This is a genomic window from Nocardiopsis sp. JB363 (assembly GCF_900143625.1).
In the GTDB taxonomy this organism is placed as follows: Bacteria; Actinomycetota; Actinomycetes; order Streptosporangiales; family Streptosporangiaceae; genus Nocardiopsis.
On sequence record NZ_FRFF01000047.1, the window covers coordinates 16,450 to 39,000 of the forward strand.

At 65.9% G+C, this 22,551-nt stretch carries 13 protein-coding genes; 8 read left to right on the forward strand and 5 right to left on the reverse strand.

Features of this window, described 5'->3' with window-relative positions:
• Positions 1-2: 2 nt before the first annotated feature.
• Both brxD and BQ8420_RS07695 read left to right on the forward strand, forming a co-directional pair.
• On the forward strand, positions 3-1,325 hold the full coding sequence (gene brxD, locus BQ8420_RS07690) for a BREX system ATP-binding protein BrxD (protein WP_087097141.1): 1,323 nt from the start codon (positions 3-5) through the stop codon (positions 1,323-1,325).
• Positions 1,326-3,476 carry a DEAD/DEAH box helicase gene (locus BQ8420_RS07695; protein WP_087097131.1) on the forward strand — a complete coding sequence of 717 codons (2,151 nt, stop codon included), beginning with the start codon at positions 1,326-1,328 and terminating at the stop codon, positions 3,474-3,476.
• A 151-nt stretch (positions 3,477-3,627) separates the two neighbouring features.
• Here the strand turns inward: BQ8420_RS07695 and BQ8420_RS07700 are convergent, their stop codons facing one another.
• Positions 3,628-5,601 carry an AAA family ATPase gene (locus BQ8420_RS07700; protein WP_160049279.1) on the reverse strand — a complete coding sequence of 658 codons (1,974 nt, stop codon included), beginning with the start codon at positions 5,599-5,601 and terminating at the stop codon, positions 3,628-3,630.
• 544 nt (positions 5,602-6,145) lie between these two features.
• Positions 6,146-7,543, reverse strand: coding sequence for a hypothetical protein (locus tag BQ8420_RS07705; protein ID WP_087097133.1), 1,398 nt, complete (start codon positions 7,541-7,543; stop codon positions 6,146-6,148).
• A gap of 938 nt (positions 7,544-8,481) precedes the next feature.
• Between BQ8420_RS07705 and BQ8420_RS07710 the strand changes: the two genes are divergently transcribed.
• Together BQ8420_RS07710 and fxsT are read left to right on the forward strand one after the other, a co-directional pair.
• Positions 8,482-10,368: a trypsin-like peptidase domain-containing protein gene (locus tag BQ8420_RS07710; RefSeq protein WP_087097134.1), complete on the forward strand. Its 1,887-nt coding sequence runs from the start codon at positions 8,482-8,484 to the stop codon at positions 10,366-10,368.
• A 150-nt stretch (positions 10,369-10,518) separates the two neighbouring features.
• On the forward strand, positions 10,519-14,340 hold the full coding sequence (gene fxsT / locus BQ8420_RS07715; RefSeq protein ID WP_087097135.1) for an FxSxx-COOH system tetratricopeptide repeat protein: 3,822 nt from the start codon (positions 10,519-10,521) through the stop codon (positions 14,338-14,340).
• Here fxsT and BQ8420_RS07720 read toward each other — a convergent pair.
• On the reverse strand, positions 14,337-14,612 hold the full coding sequence (locus BQ8420_RS07720) for a DUF397 domain-containing protein (protein ID WP_087097136.1): 276 nt from the start codon (positions 14,610-14,612) through the stop codon (positions 14,337-14,339). The genes fxsT and BQ8420_RS07720 overlap by 4 nt on opposite strands.
• Between BQ8420_RS07720 and BQ8420_RS32605 the strand changes: the two genes are divergently transcribed.
• Complete coding sequence (locus BQ8420_RS32605; protein WP_235005993.1) at positions 14,539-15,063, forward strand: CU044_2847 family protein; 525 nt, start codon at positions 14,539-14,541, stop codon at positions 15,061-15,063. The two genes, BQ8420_RS07720 and BQ8420_RS32605, sit on opposite strands and share 74 nt — an antisense overlap.
• Before the next feature lie 85 nt (positions 15,064-15,148).
• On the opposite strand, the gene BQ8420_RS07730 is transcribed toward BQ8420_RS32605, so the two are convergent.
• Positions 15,149-15,892, reverse strand: coding sequence for an SDR family NAD(P)-dependent oxidoreductase (locus BQ8420_RS07730; protein WP_087097137.1), 744 nt, complete (start codon positions 15,890-15,892; stop codon positions 15,149-15,151).
• 190 nt (positions 15,893-16,082) lie between these two features.
• Here BQ8420_RS07730 and BQ8420_RS07735 point away from each other — a divergent pair, with 190 nt between their 5' ends.
• The 3 genes from BQ8420_RS07735 to BQ8420_RS07745 all read left to right on the forward strand — a co-directional run bounded on the left by BQ8420_RS07735 (position 16,083) and on the right by BQ8420_RS07745 (position 21,422).
• Positions 16,083-17,132: a tellurite resistance/C4-dicarboxylate transporter family protein gene (locus tag BQ8420_RS07735; RefSeq protein ID WP_087097138.1), complete on the forward strand. Its 1,050-nt coding sequence runs from the start codon at positions 16,083-16,085 to the stop codon at positions 17,130-17,132.
• A 160-nt stretch (positions 17,133-17,292) separates the two neighbouring features.
• Complete coding sequence (locus BQ8420_RS07740; protein WP_087097139.1) at positions 17,293-17,703, forward strand: hypothetical protein; 411 nt, start codon at positions 17,293-17,295, stop codon at positions 17,701-17,703.
• Positions 17,700-21,422, forward strand: coding sequence for an AAA domain-containing protein (locus BQ8420_RS07745; protein WP_087097140.1), 3,723 nt, complete (start codon positions 17,700-17,702; stop codon positions 21,420-21,422). The genes BQ8420_RS07740 and BQ8420_RS07745 overlap by 4 nt, the downstream gene beginning before the upstream one ends.
• Positions 21,423-21,571: 149 nt before the next feature.
• Here BQ8420_RS07745 and BQ8420_RS07750 read toward each other — a convergent pair whose 3' ends face one another.
• Complete coding sequence (locus tag BQ8420_RS07750; protein ID WP_087097143.1) at positions 21,572-22,405, reverse strand: SAM-dependent methyltransferase; 834 nt, start codon at positions 22,403-22,405, stop codon at positions 21,572-21,574.
• Positions 22,406-22,551 lie beyond the last annotated feature (146 nt).

Genomic DNA, 22,551 nt, shown 5'->3' on the forward strand with positions numbered 1-22,551 from the left:
ACGTGAGTAGCGCAGGAACACCCCGACCCACCCCCGTCAGTGCGGCTAGGCGCCGCGGCGTGATCGACGCGCTGCGGCGCGGCGCCGTGCCCGAGAGCGGTCTGGATCTGCTCGCCACCGGACTGGGCCGGTTCGAACAGGCCTTGGACGAGGACCTGGACGCGGTGGCCTCGGGCGGAGCCAGGTTCAAGGCCGTGCGCGGTGAGTACGGGTCCGGTAAGACCTTCTTCACCCGGTGGCTCGGTGAACGCGCCAAACGGCGCAACTTCGCGGTCTGCGAGATCCAGGTCTCCGAGACCGAGACGCCGCTGCACAAGCTGGAGACCGTCTACCGCCGGATGACCGAACGGCTGACCACCTCCAGCTTCCCGCCGAGCGCGCTCAGACCGGTGGTGGACGCCTGGTTCTACGCGTTGGAGGAGGACGCGCTGGCCGACGGGGTGGAGGAGGACCACCTCCCCGAAGCGGTGGAGAAGCTCCTCACCGCACGCTTGGCCGAGGTGTCCCGGCACGCGCCCTCGTTCGCGACCGCGTTGCGCGGGTACCGCACGGCACTCGCCCAGGGTGACGAGGCCACGGCCGCCGCGGTGCTCGCCTGGCTGGGAGGGCAACCGCACGTGGCCGCCTCGGCGCGACGGGCGGCGGGGGTACGCGGCGACCTGGACCACTTCGGTGCGCTCGGTTTCCTCCAAGGATTGCTGACCGTGCTGCGCGACAGCGGCCACCCGGGTCTGCTCGTGGTCCTGGACGAGGTCGAGACCCTGCAACGGGTCCGCTCCGACGCCCGGGACAAGGCGCTCAACGCGCTGCGCCAACTCATCGACGAGGTGCACTCGGGGCGCTTCCCGGGGTTGTACCTGATCATTACGGGGACCCCTGCCTTCTATGACGGGCAGCAGGGTGTGCAGCGGCTCGCGCCGCTCTCCCAGCGGTTGTACACCGACTTCGACACCGATCCGCGTTTCGACAACCCGCGGGCGCCACAGATCCGGCTGTCCGGGTTCACCCATGACTCGCTGGTGGGTCTGGGGGTACGGATCCGGGACCTGTACGCGCAGGGTTCGCAAGTGCCGGATCGGGTCGAGCACGCCGCAGACGATGCTTACATCGTCGACCTGGCCCGGGCCGTGGGCGGTGCGCTCGGAGGCAAGGTCGGTGTGGCCCCTCGGCTGTTCCTGAAGAAGCTGGTGGCCGACGTGTTGGACCGTGTCGACCAGTTCGAGGACTTCGACCCCAGGCAGCACTATCGGCTGACCGTGCGCGGCACCGAACTCACCGAGATCGAGCGCAACCTCACCGCCGATGACGTCGAGCTGGACCTGTAGGTGGGCGCCGACCCGGTGGATCGGCTCGATCCGGTCGTGCTGCACCACATCGTCAACACCCTGGGCTGGCCCGATCTGCGCCCGATGCAGCGGGCCGCGATCGAACCCCTCATGGACGGGGACGACGCGGTGCTGCTCGCCCCGACCGCGGGCGGTAAGACCGAGGCCGCCTGCTTCCCCTTGCTGTCGGCGATGCGGGAGCAGGGGTGGGATGGGCTGTCCGTGCTCTACCTGTGTCCGCTCAAGGCCCTGCTCAACAACCTGGTCACCCGTGTAGACACCTACGCGCGCTGGCTGGGCGGCCGGGCCGAGCTCTGGCATGGGGACACCCGGCAGTCCCAGCGGCGACGCATGCGTACCGACCCGCCTCAGATCCTCCTCACGACCCCCGAATCGCTGGAGTCCATGCTCCTGGGGACGACCACCGACCACGAGCAACTCCTGGGCGGGATCCGGACGGTGGTCGTGGACGAGGTGCACGCCTTCGCCGGGGACGACCGGGGATGGCACCTGCTGGCCGTTCTCGAACGCCTGGAACGACTGGCGGGCCGGCGTATCCAACGCGTGGGCCTGTCAGCGACGGTCGGCAACCCCGAAGAGCTGCTGACCTGGTTGCAGGGCGCCGCCGCAGCGGAGCGCCCGGGGCGGGTGGTGGCCCCGGACCTCGCTCTTCCCAAGGTGGGCAAGCCCGTCGCCGCGGGGGAGAAGGCGAGCCCCGCGGGTGAAGTGGACCTGGACTACGTCGGGTCGCTCGCCAACGCCGCGAAGGTCATCTCGATGCTGCACCGGGGCGAGAAGCGGCTGGTGTTCTGCGACTCACGTCGGCAGGTCGAGGAACTGGGGTCGGCCCTACGCGGTCGAGACGTGACGGTGTTCCTGTCCCACGCCTCCCTGTCGGTGGACGAGCGAACTCGTTCGGAACAGGCCTTCGCCGAGGCACGGGACTGCGTCATCGTGTCCACGTCCACCCTCGAACTCGGTATCGACGTCGGCGACCTGGACAGGGTCATCCAGATCGACTCTCCCGGTACGGTCGCCTCCTTCCTCCAACGCATCGGACGGACGGGGCGTCGCCAGGGGAGTAGCCGCAACTGCCTGCTCCTGGCCACGAACCGGGAAGCGCTCCTCCAGGCGGCGGGTCTGCTGTTGTTGTGGAGCCGGGGCTGGGTGGAGCCGGTCAGCGCACCGCCCGAACCCCGCCATCTCGTGGCCCAGCAACTCTTGGCCCTGGTTCTCCAGAAACATCGGATCGGCGACCGCCTCTGGCCGGAGGAATGGAACGGGCTGGCCCCCTTCGACCGCTCTGCCGCCCCGATCCTGCGGAACATGGTCGAAGCGGGATACCTGGACTCCGATGGCGGGATGCTGTTCATCGGACCGGAGGCAGAGCGGCGTTTCGGGAAGCGGCACTTCCTGGAACTGACCGCTTCCTTCACCGCCCCGCCGCAGTTCACGGTCCTGGCCGGCCGCCAGGAGATCGGCCAGACCGACACCTCGGTGCTGACCGAGGAGCGCGAAGGCCCTCGGCTTCTCCTGCTCGGTGGGCGAAGCTGGCGCGTCACCTACATCGACTGGACACGTCGGAGGGCCTTCGTTGAACCCGCCGAAGGCGGCGGCGTGGCCAAGTGGACCTCAGGGGTGATCTCAGGGCTGTCGTTCGCCCTCACCCGCGCCATGCGCGAGGTGATGTTGGGTACCGATCCTCCGGTGCCTCTCACCGGCAGGGCTGAGGCGGCCCTATCGGAGCTGCGTGGTGAACAGGCCTCGGCGTCGGTCCACCCGGGGGGAACCCTGATCACCAGGGAAGACGATGGGGTCCGCTGGTGGACCTGGGCGGGCTACCGCGCCAACGCCACACTGACCTCGACCTTGTCCTCGGTCACTGATCCGGTGCAGCGGCCCACGGACCTGTCCGTGCGTCTGAGGGAGGACGTGACCGCGGCCGCGTGGGCCAAGGCTCGGGAGAGTGTGCGCTCGGACGGGCCGTTGGTGCTACCCGACGTCGATCCCCGAGCCGTGCGTGGATTGAAGTTCTCGGCTGTCCTGCCCGAGCGTCTGGCCATGGCGACCGTGGCCGCGCGCTTGGCGGACTTCGATGGCGCGGCCACGGTACTCGACGAACCGGTGCGGTTGCAGACCCTTCAGCCGTGAGCCGGTCCCGCGGGTTGTCTGCTGATCATGGCGCACCTGTCTCCACATCTGGCCGAACACACCCGATTGCTGAGCTTGGTCGACAGATCGGGTGCTGTGTTCGGACCCGACTTGTTGGGTCTGGATGTGTAGCGGAGCTTGGCGCCCGGACCTACTCGTCTTCCATCTCCTCCACTAAGAGGGCGTCCTGTGGGCCACGGTGGGTGATTCCGGGGATTCCCGGAGAGGGGTAGTTCACCTTGATGAGGCCGTGTGCAGGTTCGAAATCAGAGGGGAGGTTGGTATCCACCACAAAGACCTGGAAGGGGTTCTCCGGGGCATCCGCAATGTCCTGGATCCTCTTGTAGAGGTTCAGGCTCAGGGTTTGGAGGGGCCCCAAGGACTTCTGCGGACTGTCCAGAATCAGACAGCTGGGCAGACGGTAGTTGGGGTTGGGCAGAGCAATCGACTGTAGGGTCAGCCAATATCCCACGATGAAGGGGACCTGGTTCCCTCCGCTGATGTTGACCCGGTCGAACCGTGTGTCGTCAATATACGGCAGATAGTCAATGGTGGAGATCCTTCCCTGCTCCACGTTGGGTGTGCGCAAGGAATGAAGAAGTCCGTTGTAGCGCTGACTCATCTGCTCGAGTAGCTCATCGTTGGAATTCTGGACGAACTCCTCCCTGCTCTGACGTTCTTCCTGTACCGAGTCGACCTTGTTCTGCGCCCGAGTGACATCTTCCTGGAAACTGTTGATCTGGCTGTTGACACCAAGGAAGTTTTCGAGGTTTCCGATCTCGGCTTCGGCGGTGGCCAGAGCCTCCCGTACCCGGGAGAGTTCTTCAGTATGTGGTCCGTTCGTCCCGGTCAGAAGTTCGATCTCGGATCGGAGCTCACGATTGCCCTCCTGAAGGTACTCAAGATGGGACGTCAGAGTGGCCTTCTCCCGATCTCCCTGAGCATGTAGGGAAAGTAGCTCCTCCCGTTGCTGTGACAACTGGACTTCCTGAGCTCCGGATTCTCCAAGAATGACGAGTGGAAGCGTGTCCTCTGGCTTCGCCTTCCTGTCGGAGTCCTCCCCCTGTGTGGGTTCCGGCTCGTCTTGGAGACAGAGCCGACACGAGTGCTCGGGAACGGACGGCCCACGTTCATCGATCGACTGCATACACCGGGGGCACTGAGAGAACTCGATGGGTGCCAGCAAAGAACTGGAGCTGTTCACACGCTGGGCGCGGTCCAGGGACTCAGCGAGCTCGGTAATACGGGAGTTCCGTTCTGTTTGTACCTCGTTCAAGGCCCTGAGGACCTCTTGGGTCCGGATAATACTGCTCCGGTTGGTTCCGAGAAGACCCTGTAGCGTGAGTACCCGGTCGTCGTGAATTCCCATCGCGGAACGCACCTCGGTGAGACTTTCCGCGATGCGGTCACGCCGTTGCCATGCCGCATCCAACTCTCGGCGCAAGTCTGACTCGGAAGGGAGTTCGGCGCGCTCCTGGAAAGCGGCGACTCCTTCCTGGCGCCTCTGGGTTTGTCGCAGGGTGTCCTTGGCGCTGAGTAGCTGATTCTCCAACTCCTGTAGTTCTGAGTCGATCATGTCGAACAGAAGTTGGAAAAGGCGCCTGCGCCTCTGAGACAAGGTGGAGGAATCATGATGGGCGATACGTTGGTCGATATCACTCTGGGGCACGTGTATGTAGTCCCAGACGTGCGCAAAGGTCAGAGTGTCTCGTTTCTTTCCCACGGTGAAGCTGACATCATCACGAATGCCCAACCAGCTCAAGAGCCGCTTGGCGATCGTCGGCACCTCAGGGTCATCAGTCGATACCGGATAAGCGCCGATGTCCTCCTGGGTGATCAAGTCATGGACAAGAACCTCCGCGGGGGTCACGGTGCTTCGGGTAAGTTGCAGTTCCTGGGTTCCGGCCTCGATCTCGACTCTGACTTCGAGCACCTTACGCTCCACGACCGGGGTCTTGCGGAACTTCAGACCAAGACCGAACTTGATGAGTTCGATGATGGTGCTCTTCCCGGACCCAGGCGGGCCGATGATGAGATTCAGCCCACTGGAGAACTCACGGCGAGGGGGGTTTCCGGAATTTCGTGTCACGATTTCCAAGGCGTTGATTCGAAATCGGGTACTCACCTGATCTCCTCTCCAATCCCGTATATGTCAATCTCCGGTAGGTGCTCTCGAATAAGTAACGACAGACGATTTCCGTTGAGATTCCCGGCAGCATCGGCGATCGCCGAGCAACGGTCCGCCACATGTCGCCAGGGCGGAGCATTAATGGCCTGTTCGTTTGTGGAGACTCCGGCTGAAGTCGGGGCCAGGGTGATTCGCGCTCGCCCGCCGTCTCCCCTCTTGAGGAGACGGCGACTGATGAGTGCTCCCACCACTGTGTAGTAGCGCTCGTCCCAGGGACCGTAGCGGTGCCTACGCATGGGGGATTCGGGAGTCTGTACGTCAGGTGAGGACAAGTGGAGCCGGGGATCATCCGAACGCAGCGTCGTCAAAGTACGGATGGCCAGCTTTGGGTAGCGCAGGAGAAAGTCAAGCTTGGCGAGCTGAGTCAGCCCATCGACGTGCCCAGGATCTGGGTGAGCCCGTACTACCGCATTGACCAACAGCAGGACACGAACTTCGTGATAGTCGCGGTCCCGTTGGAAGAGGGAGAGGTGAGCGACGGTCATGATCCCTCCGGCTGGTCCTCGGAGGGGGAGAGAGTATTGATGTTGGACTCTCCGTAATCCCGGAGCTCCGCGTCGGCGTCGAAGCGTTCCTCGGTGAACCAGATCATGCATTCGTTGGCGGCGTGAGCCACCGCTCCCGTGATCAGCTCCCTGTTGATCGGGAAGGGCAGCTCTGGAAATTCGCCAGGAGGAAGACGGATGCTATTGCCCCACAGGCGCGCTCCCATCTCTTCCTGAGCCACCCCCTGGTTCTTCAGGTCGTACTCGACATCGTCGACACGCTGCACGAGGTCCTTGGTGAAGGCCTCCACCTGAGCATGGTTTCCAGGTGAGTCATCCAGCCCGGACGTGGCATTCGACCAGGACTTCAGGCTGTCCTCAGCGCGCTGGATGGCATTGGCCCCGCACTGACCAGCATGCATTTTCACCGAGACCTTGTGCCGGAGGGGGATATCCGGTGCGAGAAAATAGCGGGGGCGCCTTACCACGTCGGTGATGACACTCCGGGCCTGGTCAGTGGTGATCCTCCGGCGGAGGAGGTCGTGAGGGAGGCCTTGGCGTTTCTCAGGATTATCAGAATTTTGGACCAGCATACTGAGCGCACCCCATTCCAAGGGCAGTCGGGCACGCATGCTCTGTTCAACCTGGTCGGTGAGTGCCTTCCACACCCATTCGGCGTTTTCGGGGGGATGCCCCAAGGCTTTCAGAACCGGCTGGACATAGCTGGTCGGTGCGGAGTCATCGATGAAGTGGCGCCCTGGGAGGTCCGTGTCCAACCGGAGTTTGCGTAGGAAGGGAGAGACCTTGGCCAGGAGCGACTGCTGAGGTCGGCAGTTCTCCGCTCGAGAACGTCGCCCCGTGGTCTCCTCGTCGCTGAGCCCGGCCTTCTTGTGACTCATCATCAGGTGCCGGGCAAGCTTTCGAGACAGCTCGGTGAAGTCCGCGTCCGACACCTGCTTCCTGGGGCTGCCGGATGCGTGGTCATCGACCAGGCAGGCATCGCCCAGGGGAGAGGTTTTGGACCGCTCAAGAGCGTTGTTCGTGCTGAGACGGTACTCGGAGACCCGGGGGAGTCGTTGTGAGTTCCGGTAGAGATGGGCGATACCACCCTTCTCCACGAGATCAGCCCATTCCCATGCGCCTTGGTCGAGGTCACGCACCTTGCCTGAGACGAGAGTGGTTTCAGGCCCGTTGATCAGGATCCAGTCCTCCCAGTACTCGCTGATCATGGCCCGGTGTGGCCGGTCACGTCCGCGTCGCTGGTCGAGGATGTCGTCCTTGATGAGATCCAGTAGGTCTCGCGTGGCTATCCTGGCTTGCCACGTGTACTTATCGAATGTTCTGGATCCCGCATCCTCAGGTGGACGCAATGCGGCCAACTCGATTTCGTCCAATCAGCACCTCCAGATCTGACTTACCTGTCTCTTCTGATTTCTATCACTTTGTCTGTATCTAGCTGTGGGAATGTATCCTTCTTGTGATCTCATGCCGTGAGACGTTGGTTGTATTTTTCACGAAAAGGACTCCAGCGATGATTTTGGGTGAAGCCTGGCAAGTCTGTATCGCGTAGTGACGAAGCACGGACAGCTAGTCGGAGCCCGCACACCCTCCTCGGTCGGGGCCCGACGTCACCGCGTTCGGGGCGCGATGCCTCGACGCGGATCTCGTCGACGCCATCGGGGTGCCGGGCCGCGTCGCCGCGCGGGAGGGCTTGGCCGAAGTCCACCTGGTGGAAACGGATGCTCCGGGAACCGCCGGCGGCGCGTGGGGGTCGGGCCCACGCCTGCTGCCGTTCCCCACGGACGCAGGTGGATCGATGCGAGGACCGTCCCCGGAGCCCTCGTCGACCTCGCCGTGGCGGGAGGGGTGGAGGACCATCGAGTTCTCGTCCGCGTCCCGCCGTTCGACGACCATGGCGGGAACCGCTCGGGGTCCGTTGTCTCGCAAAGCGCCGATATGAGCCACCTCGGCTGTGCGAAGATCTCCTCGTGCGGCCACTCCGACTCACGACGACACAGGTGGCAGATGCCGTTATGGATTTCCCCGAGTTCCCATTCGATCACCGCATATCGGAATGTTCCGGGATCGACGGAACGCCGGGCTTCGACGACGCCGTCGGGGCTGTTCGGCCGGTGTCTACCAGGATTTCCGTGGCCGGAAGTGGACAATCAGTGGGGCTGGTGTGGCGGAGAACGAAAACTGAGGTACGACGCGAGGTCGTGACGTTAAAGCGAGGGATCCGCTGGGAAGGGAACGGAGGAAACCCCAGGGATGATTTCGCACCATACGCCTTCGAAAGGCCCTATGTGACAAGAGAACCCCCGGTGGTCGCATGAGCCCGATGGAACCCCCGCCCTGGCAATTCCAGGTGCTGTGTCCCTCTCCCTACGGCGGGGAGACGGTGGTCGGCGGCGCGGTCCTGCTCGGCTCCGGTCTGGCGGTCACCTGTGCGCACGTGGTGGCCAGCGCCCTGGGGCTCCCCCAGGAGGAACGGTTCGCGCCATCGCCGGACACTCCCGTCCGACTGCGCTCCGCCCTCGGTGGCGAACACGAGATGTCGGTGAGCACCGACCTCTGGTCGAGCGGTCCGGACAGTCGGGACCTTGCGGTGTTGCGTTCCAACGCTCCCGACCTGGCCGGTGTGGAACTCCCCGTGCTCTTCGAAGAGGGCGAACCGCCCGCACAGGCACCCCTCAGCGTGCTGGGCTACCCGGAGCTGACCGGATCCATGTGGGCCTCGGCGCTGTATCGCGGACAGGCGGGGCCCTCGTCGTGGTCGAGCCAGGTGGACATCGTTCCGGGAAGCCGCGTGCGGATCACCGAGGGGTACAGCGGTTGCGCGGTGCGCGCCGAGTCCGGCGAGGTGCTGGGGATCATGCAACAGAACCATCGCTATTCGTGGGGCACCGCCGGTGAACCCTCCGACACGGCGTTCTTCCTCCCTTTGGCGCAGATGCGAGGGCTGCGAAGCGCCGCGGGCGGGGACGAGACACCCGTTTCCATCCACCGGCTCATCAACGAGTCGGTCTGCGGTGTGGACACCTACCAGTGCCTGCACGACTTCCTCGACACGGTGTCGTTGAGCGAGGTTCCCGCCGAGGAGTTCCTGACCCGGCGCGAGCTCGATCGTGTGCGAGAGCGGCTCCACCGAGGCAGCAGCGCGTGGAGTCTGCTCATGGCCCTGTGGGAGATCCTGCCCCGGCGCGGAGAGCCCGATCCGAGCCTGGCGTGGGTGCACCATGTCCATCAACGCCTGCGCCGCCGGCGTCCGCTACCTCCCTCCCTGTGGGGCTGGATCGTGCGGACCGCCGTTCAGGACCTGGGGGCCTCCTGGGAGGAGAGGCTGAGGGAGGATCAGCGCCGACGTCTGGCATCGGGCGAGAGTCGGCAGAGCCCGAGGGCCTACGACGGTTCTCGTGCGCCGAAGGAGGCACAGCGTCCTCAGGTCGTGGCGCTCTTCCACCTGGAGCAGGTGGCGCGCGGGTACCGGATGACCTTCGGGATCGCTCGCTGGACCGGTGAGGGCTACGAACTTCGGCCCCAGGAGTCACAGGTGGTGGCGGAGGAGGCGATCTGTGACCGGATCAGCGACCTCGTCCTGGCCGCCCGCTCTCGGGGGCTCTTCGCCGTACAGGAGGGGCCGGTCGGCCTACGACTCCTGATCCCCCGAAGCTTGATGAACCTACGGTTGGGGCGAACCCCGGTCAGCAGAGGGGTGCTGGCCTATCCGGCCCGGCTGGCGGTCAAGTACGAGATCGTCTACCACGTGAGCGAGCGCATCCGGGCGGCGGACTACCTCGATGCGGATCCGTCACTGTGGAAGCGCAGATCGCATCACCAGTCGTCGACCCCGACGGTGGAGCACCGGAACGTCCTCATGTCATGGCAGGTACCGCTGGACGAGGTGGCGGACCGCCTGGGTGACGAGTACGTGACGGTCTGCGCGGTGGATTCGGACCATCAGGATCACACGCATGTCTTCGACGCGATCCTGCATCAGGGGGTGCCGACGATCGTGCACGGTCCGCGAGAAGCGGTGCGGGAGTTGGCCGAGGAACTGCTCCTCAAAGAGCCCGAAGCGCGTGTGGACGTGGACTCCCTGGCCGGTTACCTGCGGGAAAGGTCGATTCGTCGGGCGGACACGAGGAACATATCCCTCATCAATGATGGGTACGGAGATGATCTCCTGGAGAGGGTGTTGGGTATGGGTGAGGTGTGATCCTGATGGGGCCAGGGTTTCATTTGTTTAATTATGGACATTTGCGGCGATTCAAATTACATTGTTGACGCGACTGTCGGTCTCCAAGAGTTGTAAGGTCAGCGGAGAAAAGTGTCCGGAGTGATACGCACCGTCGAGACGAGAGAGCTCATGGATGATCCGGTGCAGGGATACGTGGAGGCCCTGACAGATCTGCGACAGGCCCACCCCGGTCTCGTCGTCGTGTTCGATTCCGCCGCGCTCATGGAAATTCATCACCACATCATCGGACCTTTGTTCGATGTGGTCCGCGGCCTGGACATTCCGGTCACCCGGGTCGATATGGGAGTGGCCGAGGGTCGGTGGGAAGAACGGTTTCCCGGAGGAGACGGCACGGGGCTCGAAGGTCCGCTACTGATCGTCAGTGACGTCCGTGGGCGTGTCTGGTCGACGCCCGCGTTCCGGGACCGACTCCGTCTACTGGCCGACCGGGTGCCGATCGCGCTCCTGTACGTGTTCGGACACTCCCACCGCAATCTGAGCGTCATGGCCACCGAGCCGATGCGAGTGGTGGAGCGCGAGCCGGGGGAGGCCTCGGTGCTCTCCTGGGAACCGGTTCGCACGGCGGAGGCCGAGGAGCCCCCGTTCGCCGAAGTGGCGCGTATCCCCATCCTGGAACCCTCCCCTCATCAACTCACCGAGTGGGCACGCGCCCTGACCGGTGGACCAGGCGCCTGGCGGGCCGACGTGTGGTCCCTGGACGTCACGCCACCGCCACCGGAGAACCACCCCGAGTCCCTCACCCCGGGGGAACGAGTCGAACGCTTCCTGTCCACCTCGACCTACGGAGCCCGTGAACTCGCGGTACGTCTGGCCCAGGCGCCGGTGAACCTCGCCGTGGCCGAGGTGGTGCAACGCACCATCCCCCGGCCCACCCCGGAGGTCTCCGCGCTCGCGGCCGGCGCCGAGATCGCCGAGGTGCTGGGCGGATCACTGATGACGGGCGAGGCGCCCGCGGCTCCTTTGAGCGACCCCCGGCGCTCGGCGCTCGAATTCCGTCCGGGCGTGCGCAGGGAACTCCTGGAACGACTCGGCGGCATCGGCACCATGCGCTCGGTCTTCCACACCCTGGGCATCGAGTTCAAGGACGTGTCCCGCGTCTACCAGTGGCTGTCCCGGATCGAGACGAGCCTGCCGGAGATCCACGAACTCGACGACGCGGAAACCGACCTCGCCCACGCGATCATCCCCGCGCTCACGGAGATGCCGGGTGAATACCGACGACTCGCCGTCCGCCTGAGCGAGGTGCTCGAAGGCGAGAACCCCTATTTCCCCCAGACCTGGGCCTTCGACCCATCCGTCGCACAAGAGGAAGCAGATTTCGCCGTGACCACCCACGACATACCCGAGGTACCCGAAACGGAGCAGACGGTGTCCGTACGGCCCGTCACCACCGTGTCGGAGAATGTCCGACGACGACCCTCTCGACGAGGACTCGCCTACCTGGGAGGTGTGCCACAGCAGAACCTCAACTTCACCGGTCGGGAAGAGATTCTGCGCGACATCCACGAGACGCTCTCCGACCACCCGGGCACCTCGTTCCTGGTCGCGGGCAGTACCGGTATCGGCAAGACCCAGATCGCGATGGAGTACGCCCACCGTTTCCGTCAGGACTACGACCTGGTGTGGTGGATCCAGGCGAACACCAGCGCGGAGATCCACCAGGCCTACCTGCGTCTGGCACAACGTCTCGGTGTCGAGGGCGCGGCGGGAGGGCCCGAACTCACCATCCAGGCGGTCAACGACGCCTTGGACAACGAACCGAGGATCGGCAACTGGTTGTTGATCTTCGACGACGTCCCGGACCTGGACACGCTGACGCCGGCACTGCTTCCTCTCGGTGGATCCGGCCGGGTCCTGCTCACCTCACGGGACCAGGGATGGATCCACAGCGGCCGTGGCGGCGGCCGGATCATCCCGCAACTGAGCATGGGGGAAAGCGTCGCCCTCCTGCACAAGATCTGCCCGCACCGGTTGGAGAAGGACCGGGCCACGGCCGAACTGATCGCCGAACGCCTCCAGCACCTGCCGTTGGCGCTCGCCCAAATGGGGGCGTACCTGCGTGACTCGCTGATGGGGACGGACGAGTTCCTGAGCCAGTTGCGCGACAAGTTCGACCAACTCGTCGATCATGTCGAAGCCGACGACCAGTACCCGCTGCCCCTCGCCGCGGCGTGGAGCATACAGCTGGAGGACCTGCAACGAGCCACCGGGCCACAACGCGAGACCAAGCGTCTGGTGTTGGAATTCATCAAGCTCTGCTCGTTCTTCGCGCCCCGCCCCCTGTCACGGGCGATCTTCCACCGGGCCCGGGGGTTGAGCCACAACCCGGAACTGTCACGGGTCCTGGGTGACGACATGATGCTCTCGAAGGTGTTGCGCTACGCGCATCGGCACAGCCTGGCCGACTTCGACCTCCAGGACAACACCTTCCAACTGCACGCGACGTTCCAGAGCGTGGTGCAACATTCCATGAACGTCGAGGAACGCTCGCTCCAGCGCGCCCTGGCCCACCGTCTGTTGGCCCAGAGCGATCCCGTGGGACCCAAACAGGCCCAGAACCGGGCCGAGTACCTCCTGTTGCTCTCCCACGTGATGGGATCCGGCGCCTGGCGAAGCAAGGACGCGCAGGTCCGTGGGCTGCTGATCAACCTGGCCGAATTCCTGACCGAGATGGGCGACTACCGCACCGCGCTGACCCTCACGCGCCACGCCTACGACGAATGGAGCGACAACCCGACCCACCGGTTCCGGGTGTGGATGGTCCGGGCCAGGTGCCTGCGGCTCATCGGGGACAACGAGACCTGCCTCATCGAAGCCGACCGCATGTACGAGGAGCAGGCGGCCCTGGAGGGCAGGGACAGCGAGGAGGCGATGGACGCCCGGACCGCTCGTGGCATCGCCCTGAGCAACCTCGGAGACTTCGAAGAGGCCGAGAGCATCTACACGGAGGTCTACCAGTACCGTCGCGAACACTTCGGGGAGGAAGATGAGGGCACTCTGCAGGCGGCGCACAACCTGGCCACCATCATGCAGCGTCGAAGCCGTTTCGGTGAGGCGCTGGAGATCGACCGTGTCAACGCCGAACGCCGCAAGTACGCCCAGGGCGCGAATCACATCGACACCCTGCGCAGCCGGATGTCGATGGGGCTGACCCTGTTGGCCTTGGGCAGGCTGGCCGAGGCACGGGAGACACTGGAGGACTGCGCGGACAGGTTGGAGGCCATCGACGCCGCCGAAGGTCCCCACGCCCTGACCATCCCGCTGATGCTGGCGGTGATCCATCGGCGTGAGGGCGAACACGAGAAGTCCCTGGAGTACTCCACCAAGGCCATGGCGGATTTCAGCCGGTTCCACGTGCGCGGTTCATCGACGTTGTTGCTCTGCCGATCCATTCACATGGTGAGCCTGGCCTTCAATGGGCATGTGAGTGAGGCGGAGAAGGAAGCGGACAAGGTCATTTCCCGGGTCGAACCGCTCTATCGTGACTACCACCCGTTCCCCTGGGTCACCCGGGTGAACGCCGCCATCGTCCTGCGGGCGGCGGGGAAATTCAGTCAGGCACTCGAAATGGACCGACAGGCGCTCGCCTCGTTGCGTGATTCCTATGGTGACGCCAGGGTCACCACCTTGCCGGTACTCATCAACCTCGGAAACGACCTCTTCGGTCTCGGGCGTGTCCAGGAAGCGCGGGAGCAGGACCGGGAGGCCGAGGAGAGGTGCCGTTCGAACCTCGACCCCGACCACGTCTTCCTGATGATGGCCCGCCGGAACCATCTGATCAGCCGCCAGGCTCTGGGCGAGGACGTGGAAGGTGAGTGGAACCTCTTCCGACAGGAATGTGTCGACGCCTATGGTGCCGAGCACAGCCACGTGACCACGATGGACGAGTTCCGGCGGCTCGACTGTGACCTCATGCCGGTGGCCAATTAACGGGCGAGATGCGGGCCGAGGAAGGCCCACCATTCGTTCGGCGTGAAATCGAGGATCGTGGAGTCCGGGTGGTGCGAGTCCCGGAAACCGACATGGGGCAGCCGACCCAACCGGACCTCACAACAGTCCTCGTTAGGACCGGACCTGCTCGACTTGCGCCATGTCCCTGACCCGGAGGTGCCGGAACCCGATTGTGGTATGGGGGGCGAGTGGGGACGAAGTGCCTGCGGGGAAGAATCCTTATCGGTGCTCTCCGGTCGGGGCACGACCATCCCTTCCGCGTCGGTCCGGTGTTCGATTAATGTCGACTCCGAATGCCGTGTGTCACTTTACAGTCCGGGCCTTCCGGTCTGTTTGTCAAGTCCTTTCCAGAATCAGTCGAGTGAGGTTCTTGTGCAGAATGTGGTCGACTTCGTGACCGATGACGACGTGACGATCACGATCGAAGCGACTCCGGTGCATCGGGTCGGAGCGTCCGGGGTCTCACGTGATGGTGTTCGGCCCGACAAGGACAGGCATTTCAACGCGATCGTCTCCCGAATCCAGAAAATCGCGGCGGCCGTGTCCAAGCAGATGGACCAACTGTCCGATGGCCGGGGTAAGCCCGATGAGACCACGGTCGAGTTCGGGATGACCGTCAGCGCGGAGGCCGACGTCGTCGTGGCCAAGGGGAGCGGTGAGGGGACCTTCAAGGTGACGATGGTCTGGCGGGACAAGGGCTGACCCGCGCGTGAGGCGACCGGTTCCGGTCACCGGTGGTCAGAGCCCGAGTCGCCTTGTGTGAGGCGGCTCGGGCGTCATCGGGCCGTCAGTACAGCTGGTTCGCGCCACCGTCGGCCATGAGGGTCTGCCCGGTCATGTACTTGGCGTCGTCGGAGAGCAGGAACGCCACGATCGGCGCGACGTCGCTCTCGGGGTCGCCGAAGCGGCCGAGCGGAACCTTCCTGAGCGATGCCTCGTACATCTCCGGGGCGGCCTCGCTCCAGGCCTTGACGCCCGCGGTCAGCGCCATCGGGCTGACCACGTTCACGCGGATGTTCTCGCTCGCCCACTCGTTGGCGACCACGCGCGAGAGGCCGCGGATGGCCTCCTTGGCGGAGGCGTAGGCGGCCTGGGTGGGCTGGCCGACGAGCGCGGCGCCCGAGCCGAAGTTCACGATGGAGCCCCCGGAGCCCGCCAGGTGTGGGTGGGCCGCGAGCATGAAGTTGCGGGTGGCGACGAACCCGGTCGAGAACGACAGGTCCCACTGCTCCTGGGTGAGGTCGGTGAAGGGCGCCTGGCGCGAGGCGTGCGCGTTGTTGACCAGGCCCGTCAACCCGCCGAAGCGCTCGACGGCGGTGCGGACCGCGAGTTCGGCCGTCTCTCGCAGAGCGACGTCGGCCTGGATGAACGCGACGTCGGCGCCGAGCTCGGTTTCGAGTTCCGCTCCGGCCTGTGCGTCGATGTCGACCGCGACGACCTTGGCGCCTCGGCGGACGAGGACGCGCGAGATGGCACCACCGATGCCGGCGGCGCCTCCCGTGACGATGACGATCTGGTCTTCCAGCTGCATGAACGTTTCCTTCCTGCGCGCCGTGCGCTCGTTGGGATCGACCCATTCTCCGCCGAGCGGGACTTGGGCGCGGTGTATCCGCGAGGCGTTCGGCGTGGCCGTCGAGTTCCGACACCGCATATGAATCGGCTTATTAAGGACATCTAGTGCGTTTCGGGTATCAATAGCGGACCGTACTAGGATCCGAGCCATGCCGCGTTCTCGACCGACCCCCGAACATCTGTCCCCGGGGTATTTCGCGTTCGTCATGGGCACCGGGATCCTGTCGGTCGCCGCCGCGCAGCGGTCGTGGCAGGTCACGTCCCTGATGCTGTTGGGGTTGGCGGGGGTCGGCTACGTGCTCCTCGTGGTCTTGAACGTGTGGCGCGTCACCGCCTACCGCGAGGCCTTCGCGCGTGATCTGCGAGATTCGCGCAAGGCGTTCCTGATCTTCACGTTCGTCGCGGGAACCGGTGTCCTCGCGACGGGCCTGGCGGCGCACGGTGAGCTCACCGTGGCGGCGGTCCTGTTGGCCGTCGGCACGGTGAGCTGGCTGTTGCTCGGCTACACGGTCCCCTGGGCGGCGGTGCTCAGCCGCGAGGAACGACCGGTGACGGACGCGGCCAACGGGACGTGGTTCATCTGGGTGGTGGCCGCCCAATCCGTGGCCGTGGTCGCCGCGACGCTCGAACCGCACTACGAGGGCCTGGCGCGGCACGGGCTCTCGGTGCTGGCGGTCTTCGCCTGGTCGATCGGTGTGGTGCTGTACGCCGCCGTCGCCATGTTCGTCGTCCAACGGATCCTCCAAGCGCCGCTGGACCCCCGCGACTTCGACCCGCCCTACTGGGTGTCGATGGGCGCCATCGCCATCAGCGTCGTCGCCGGCTCGCGCATCATCGAGATGGAGAGCACGCCGATGGTCGACGCGGTCCGCGGCCTGGTGGAGGGCGGGGCCGTGGTGCTGTGGGCCTTCGCGACCTGGCTGATCCCCGCGCTGATCGCGGTCGGCGTCTGGCGGCACTTCGTCAAACGGGTACCGCTGAAGTACACGCCGACCCTGTGGAGCATCGTCTTCCCACTCGGGATGTACTCCGTGGCCTGCATGTACCTGGGACGGGCCAACCGTCTACCGCTGGTGGAGTGGATCGGCGAGGCGTGGATCTGGGTGGCGCTGGCGGCCTGGGCGGTGACGAGCGCGGCCATGGTCCGCTCGTGGCTTCCCACCCCGTCCCGACGATCAGCCCCGTCTCCTCACGCCTGACCGAGGACACCCCCGCCTCGGGGCGCGTCCCATGGCCGGATGCGGCCAAAGGACGGAAGGCCCGGATATGCCCGCGCCCTGGTTGATAGAACCTGCCCTGCGGAGTGTCAGTGGGTCGTGACGGCGCGGCCGGCCTCCGGCAGAACTGGAGAGTGCGCGGGTGCAGCCGAGCGAGCTGGTGGCCAGGGTCGATTTCGAGGACGACGTCACCGCGGAGGAAGCGGACCAGCACACTCGTGACCTGGTGCTTCTGCTGGAGGACTTGGACGTCGACGAGGTCCGTGCGGCGGAAGGCGAGGCCGTGGAGGGGACCAGGTCGGTGGACCCCGGGACACTGGCAGGAGCGGTACTGATCACCGGTGTCCTGCTCAAACCCGTGCTCACCTGCCTGGTGTCCCTGGTGGCTTCCTGGCTGGAACAGAGCGAACAGAGGTCGGTCACGGTCGAGTTGGAGGGAGCCAAGGTCACCGTGAAGGGGCGTGTCTCACCGAAGGACGTGGAGACCTACGTCCGAGCGCTGCGGGAGGACCCTGCTCGGGCCATCGGCGCACGTGTGGAGGACGAGACATGATGCGCACGGCGATCCTCCTCGGAGTCAACACCTACGACGCACTCGAAGATCTGCGTTCGCCCAGGGCCGACCTGCGGGCGCTGGAACAGGTGCTCCAGGCCAACGGTCACTTCGACCGGGTCCTTGTGCTGGACGACCCCACCCGAAACGAAGCCATGGAGGCACTTGAGGCAACGCTCGGTGAGGGAGACCCCAAGGATCTTCTGTTCGTCTCGTTCTCCGGTCACGGGGTGAAGGACACTCGCGGGCGCCTGCACCTCGCTTTCCGGGACACCCGGCACAAACGGTTCGAGACCACGGCGATCTCCGCCGAGGTCCTCAAACGGATGATCGCGGACTCGCGGATGCGGAGCAAGGTGCTTCTGCTGGACTGCTGCTACGGCGGCGCCTTCGCCGACGGATTCGCGACCCGATCCGGCGACGACGAGCACATCGACTTCGAACGGGAGCTCAGCGACGGGGCGGGCACCTACGTCATCGCCGCTTCGGGGGCGTTGGAGAAGGCCAGGGAGGGTGACAACACCCACGGCGCGCAACCCTCGCCCTTCACGTCGGCGGTCGTGCGCGGGCTGGCGGGCGCGGCTCCGGACACCAACGGTGATGGCTGGATCGACGCGGTGGAGCTCTACCAGTACGTCCACCGCGAGGTGGAGGACATGGACAACCAACGGGTCACGGCCTTCGCCCTCGGGGTACGCGGACAACTCGTCCTCGCACGTCACGTGGGTTCGGTCACGGCCTCGGACCTTCCAGGAGGAGCGGGGAAGGGTGCACGCCCCTCTGCTGAGCGTGCACGTGGGCCCGAGGGCGACGTGGCCGGGTCGCATGCCGCAGCGAAGAGCCGCGATGCCCACGGGGGTTGGCGTTGGGAGTCCTACCTGGACTACCAACGCGACTGCCTGATGCGACAGAGCGTGCTGCAACAGCTCCCCGACGCCGACGGGCGCGACGCGGTGGTCTGCGACATGGGGTCGGAATCCCTGCTCAGCGGGTCGGCGGACCGTTGGCCGCTGTCGGAGAGCGCGAAGAACCTGGCCTTGGAAGCGGAGAAGGAGAGGAGGCCGCTGCGCTACGGCTACCCGGCGGTCCTCTTCGACACCGCTCGCTCGGAAGGTGGCGGCGGCAGGCGGGCCAAGCTCGCCCCGTTGTTCGTCCTGGACGTGGAGATGGTCGAGGAACAGGACGAGTGCTTCCTGGTCCCGGTCGGTGAACCCGAGCTCAACCGGGAATTGTTGCTCTCGGCCGCCGAGCTCGACGAGGGGGACATCGAGGAGTTGGTCGACTGGTTCCAGGTCGACTGGACGGGCCGAGGCGTCGCCGGGCTGGCGGACAAGGCGCGCGCGGTCTGTACCCGCCTGGACCTGAACCGTGTCGACGACCTGGTCGCCGGTGAACTGAATAGTGACCTGGACGTGCGGCGCGGTGCGCGCAGGGGCGCGCAGAACGCGGCCGTGCTGTATCGGGGGGATCCGGCCGGGGCGGCCGTCAAACAGCTCGTCGGTGACCTGGACCACCGCAAGGGCAGCGCGATCAGGATCGACACCATCGCGGACACGGCGCTCGCGGTGCTCGCCGATCCTCACCGGATCGTCCAGGAAGGGGGTTCGGTACTCCCTGTGGTCACCGGCCTCAGCAACGCGGCGCAGGAGGAGATCCTGGCGTCGGCGATGAACCGGATCCTGACCGTGGCCACCGGTGCGCCGGGTACCGGTAAGACCGAGCTCATCACCTCCGTGGTCACCACCGCGATCGCAGCCGGACGATCCGTGCTCGTGGCCTCCACCAACAATGCCGCCGTGGACGCGGTCGTCGGCAAGGTCAACGGCCTCGGACCACAAGCCGATCTGGTGGTGCGCACCGGTAATCAGGAGAAGCGGGGAAACGAACGCGACATCCTCAACGGGCTGATCGCCGCGGAGTGGAAGAGCGTGGACGTCCCCACCGCACACGAGCGCCTGGCCATGCGGCAACGGAGGCTCCTCACGGCGCAGAACGACCTCGCCGCGGTGGAGGGGACCGAACGGCGCCTGACGGTGTTGGCCGACACCCGTCGTAGGCAGATCGAGAACCTGCCCACGGGCCTGGGTCCGGAGACCTTCGAAGGACCCCGGGACGTGGGCCGCTGGGCCGGCAGGGTCGCCTCAGCCCTGGAGAGCCGATGGACCGGATGGTGGCACCGTTGGCGCACACGCCGGGGACTTCGTCTGCGGGGGTCCGATCGTGAGCTGGCCGAGGTCCTGAGCTTCCTGACCACCGAACGCGAGTGGATCGGACTGCTGGAGGAACTACGTGCGCGCCCCCGTCCCGAGGACGTGGCCGACACGCTCCGCGACCTACGCCAGGAGCGACGTGGGGAGAGCACGGAGTTGCTGCTGGGGCGTGTCGCCGAGCTGCTGGCCACGGGCAGGCCCGTCATCGAGGAGCGCTTGCGCAACCTGGAATCGGGCGCGTCCGGTTGGAAGGGCATGAAGAAGCTGGTGCGCACTGTCCGAGCCTGGGCCACCACCTCCCGTTCGGTGCGCGGGGTGTTCCCGCCCCTGCCGGGTCTGTTCGACCTGGTGGTGATCGACGAGGCCAGTCAGTGCACCGTCGCGGACCTGGTCCCGCTGTTGTACCGGGCCAGGAGGGCGCTGGTGATCGGAGATCCGCACCAGTTGCCACCGGTCAACACGCTCACCGACCAGGACGACCGCAGGATCCAGGCCGTCCACGGACTGCGCCCCGATGAACTCGACGACCGCTCCCTCACCTACACCGGCTCCTCCGCCTACCACGCCGCCGCCTCGGCCCTGGCGGCGGGCGGTGGCGAGGTGCTGTGGCTCGACGAGCACTATCGGTGCCATCCCGAGATCATCGACCCCGTCAACCGACGTTTCTACGGTGACCGGCTCGCGGTGCGTACCGACACCGCGCGCCTCACGGCCCCTGAGGACCCCGCGACCCGGTGGATCGACGTGCGCGGACGGTGTGAACGTCCAGGTGGTCGATCCTGCCTCAACGCCAAGGAGGCGGAGGCGGTGGTGGATCTGCTCCGAGAGCTGTGGACGAGTCTTCCCAAGGAAGCGACCATCGGTGTGGTCTCGCCCTTCACCGCCCAGGTGCGTGAGATCGAGCGCCGACTGGGCCGGGACGCGCTCCGGCGGATCAGGGTGGGAACGGCGCACACCTTCCAAGGCGGTGAGCGCGACGTGGTGGTCGTCTCCCCGGCCGCGGCCACCGGTGTACACCGCTCCAGTGGTCAGTGGGCCCTGCGGCAGCAGAACCTGTGGAACGTCGCTGTCACCCGCGCCCGCTCACGCCTGTACGTCGTGGGCGATCGAGCGTACTGGGCCGGGCAGGGAGGGCTGCTCTCCGACTTCGCCGGTGTCTCGGCCGAGCCCGTGGACAAGTCGTCCGGCGACGCCCGCGGCCGGCTGTTCGAGGCGCTCGTCGAACGTGGCACGGAGCCCAGGGTGCGCCAGATCGTCGGAGGGTACGTGTGCGACCTGTTGGTGAGCGGCTCCGCGGGTGAGACGGCGGTGATCGTCGACCGTGCCGGCGTCGGGTCCAACGTGTCCCTGGACCCTGGCCGTACGTTGCAGCGGACCTTGGATCACACGACCCTGTTCGAGAAGGTCTCGGGCCTGCGCACGGTACGGGTCCCCGCGTGGCGCTGCCTGAGCGAACCCGAGGTGGTCGCCGGGGAGATCGTGGACGGAGAGGCGGAACGCCCACGGTAGGACCCGGGCGCCATCGGAGGAAGAGAACGGCGTCGCCCGGGGCCGGAACCCCTCGCTTGAGGTCGGGGACGCCGCCGATGTCATCACCATGGAGTCCGCGTCGTCCACCTTCCTCGCGCGGGAGGCGTCCGGGAAGGTGGACGAAGCACCTACCGCTTGCGGGCCACGGCGCCGAAGTCGTCCAGGGGGCGTGGGGAACCGACCTCGGTGGGTTCGGGGCGCCACTGGGTCACCGACACCAACCCCGGCTCCAGCATCTCCAGCCCTTCGAAGAATCCGGCGATGCGTTCCGGTGTGCGGTTGATCCGGGGGTTCTCGCCCGACTCGTTCCACTGCCTGATCATCTCGTCCATCTCGGTGGGCGCGATGACGTTGGTGTCGTCGCACAGCACGAGAAAGCTTCCCGAGGGCAACGGGTCCCTCAGTCGACGGACGAGGGCGTAGGCCTCGTCGTCGTCGACCACGTGCGCGGTGATGCCCAGCAGCATGAGGGCGATCGGCCTGTTCAGGTCCAAAGTCCCGGCCGCCTCCCGGATGATCCGTTCGGGATCGTGCAGATCGGCGTCGATGTAGTCGGTGGCACCCTCGGGGCTCCCGGTGAGCAGCGCGCGTGCGTGAGTGAGCACCAGCGGGTCGTGGTCGGTGTAGACCACCCGTGCCGTGGGATCGACGCGCTGGGCGACCTCGTGGGTGTTGTCGGCGGTCGGTAGCCCGGTGCCCACGTCCAGGAACTGGTCGATGCCCTCGTGGGTGGCCAGGTGCCGGACCGTGCGCACCAGGAAGGCGCGTTGAGCGACGGCGATATCGGCGATCATCGGATTCGCGGCACGAATGTGGTCGCCTACCTCGCGGTCGGCGGGGTAGTTGTCCTTGCCGCCCAGCCAGTAGTTCCACACACGGGCCGAATGCGGCACCGCGGTGTCGATGGAGTGTTCGGGGGCTGTACGGGGGCCGGTAGATGTGACATCCTCGAAATTGGGCAGTCGTCCAATGCGGTCGCCCAAAACTGGGGACGGGAGGACGCATGACCACGCAGCGCGCGCACCAGGTGCGGGAGAGTCTGCTCGCCGCCGCCGCCGAGCTCATCGCCGAGCGGGGGTGGACCGGGGTGAGCACCCGGGGGCTGGCC

Bases quoted from the DNA above. Each gene is read 5' to 3' on its own strand.
- BQ8420_RS07710 (WP_087097134.1), top strand. From the start codon at position 8,482: ATGAGCCCGATGGAACCCCCGCCCTGGCAATTCCAGGTGCTGTGTCCC.
- fxsT (WP_087097135.1), top strand. From the start codon at position 10,519: ATGGATGATCCGGTGCAGGGATACGTGGAGGCCCTGACAGATCTGCGA.
- BQ8420_RS32605 (WP_235005993.1), top strand. From the start codon at position 14,539: ATGGGGGGCGAGTGGGGACGAAGTGCCTGCGGGGAAGAATCCTTATCG.
- BQ8420_RS07720 (WP_087097136.1), bottom strand. From the start codon at position 14,612: ATGGTCGTGCCCCGACCGGAGAGCACCGATAAGGATTCTTCCCCGCAG.
- BQ8420_RS07730 (WP_087097137.1), bottom strand. From the start codon at position 15,892: ATGCAGCTGGAAGACCAGATCGTCATCGTCACGGGAGGCGCCGCCGGC.
- BQ8420_RS07735 (WP_087097138.1), top strand. From the start codon at position 16,083: ATGCCGCGTTCTCGACCGACCCCCGAACATCTGTCCCCGGGGTATTTC.
- BQ8420_RS07745 (WP_087097140.1), top strand. From the start codon at position 17,700: ATGATGCGCACGGCGATCCTCCTCGGAGTCAACACCTACGACGCACTC.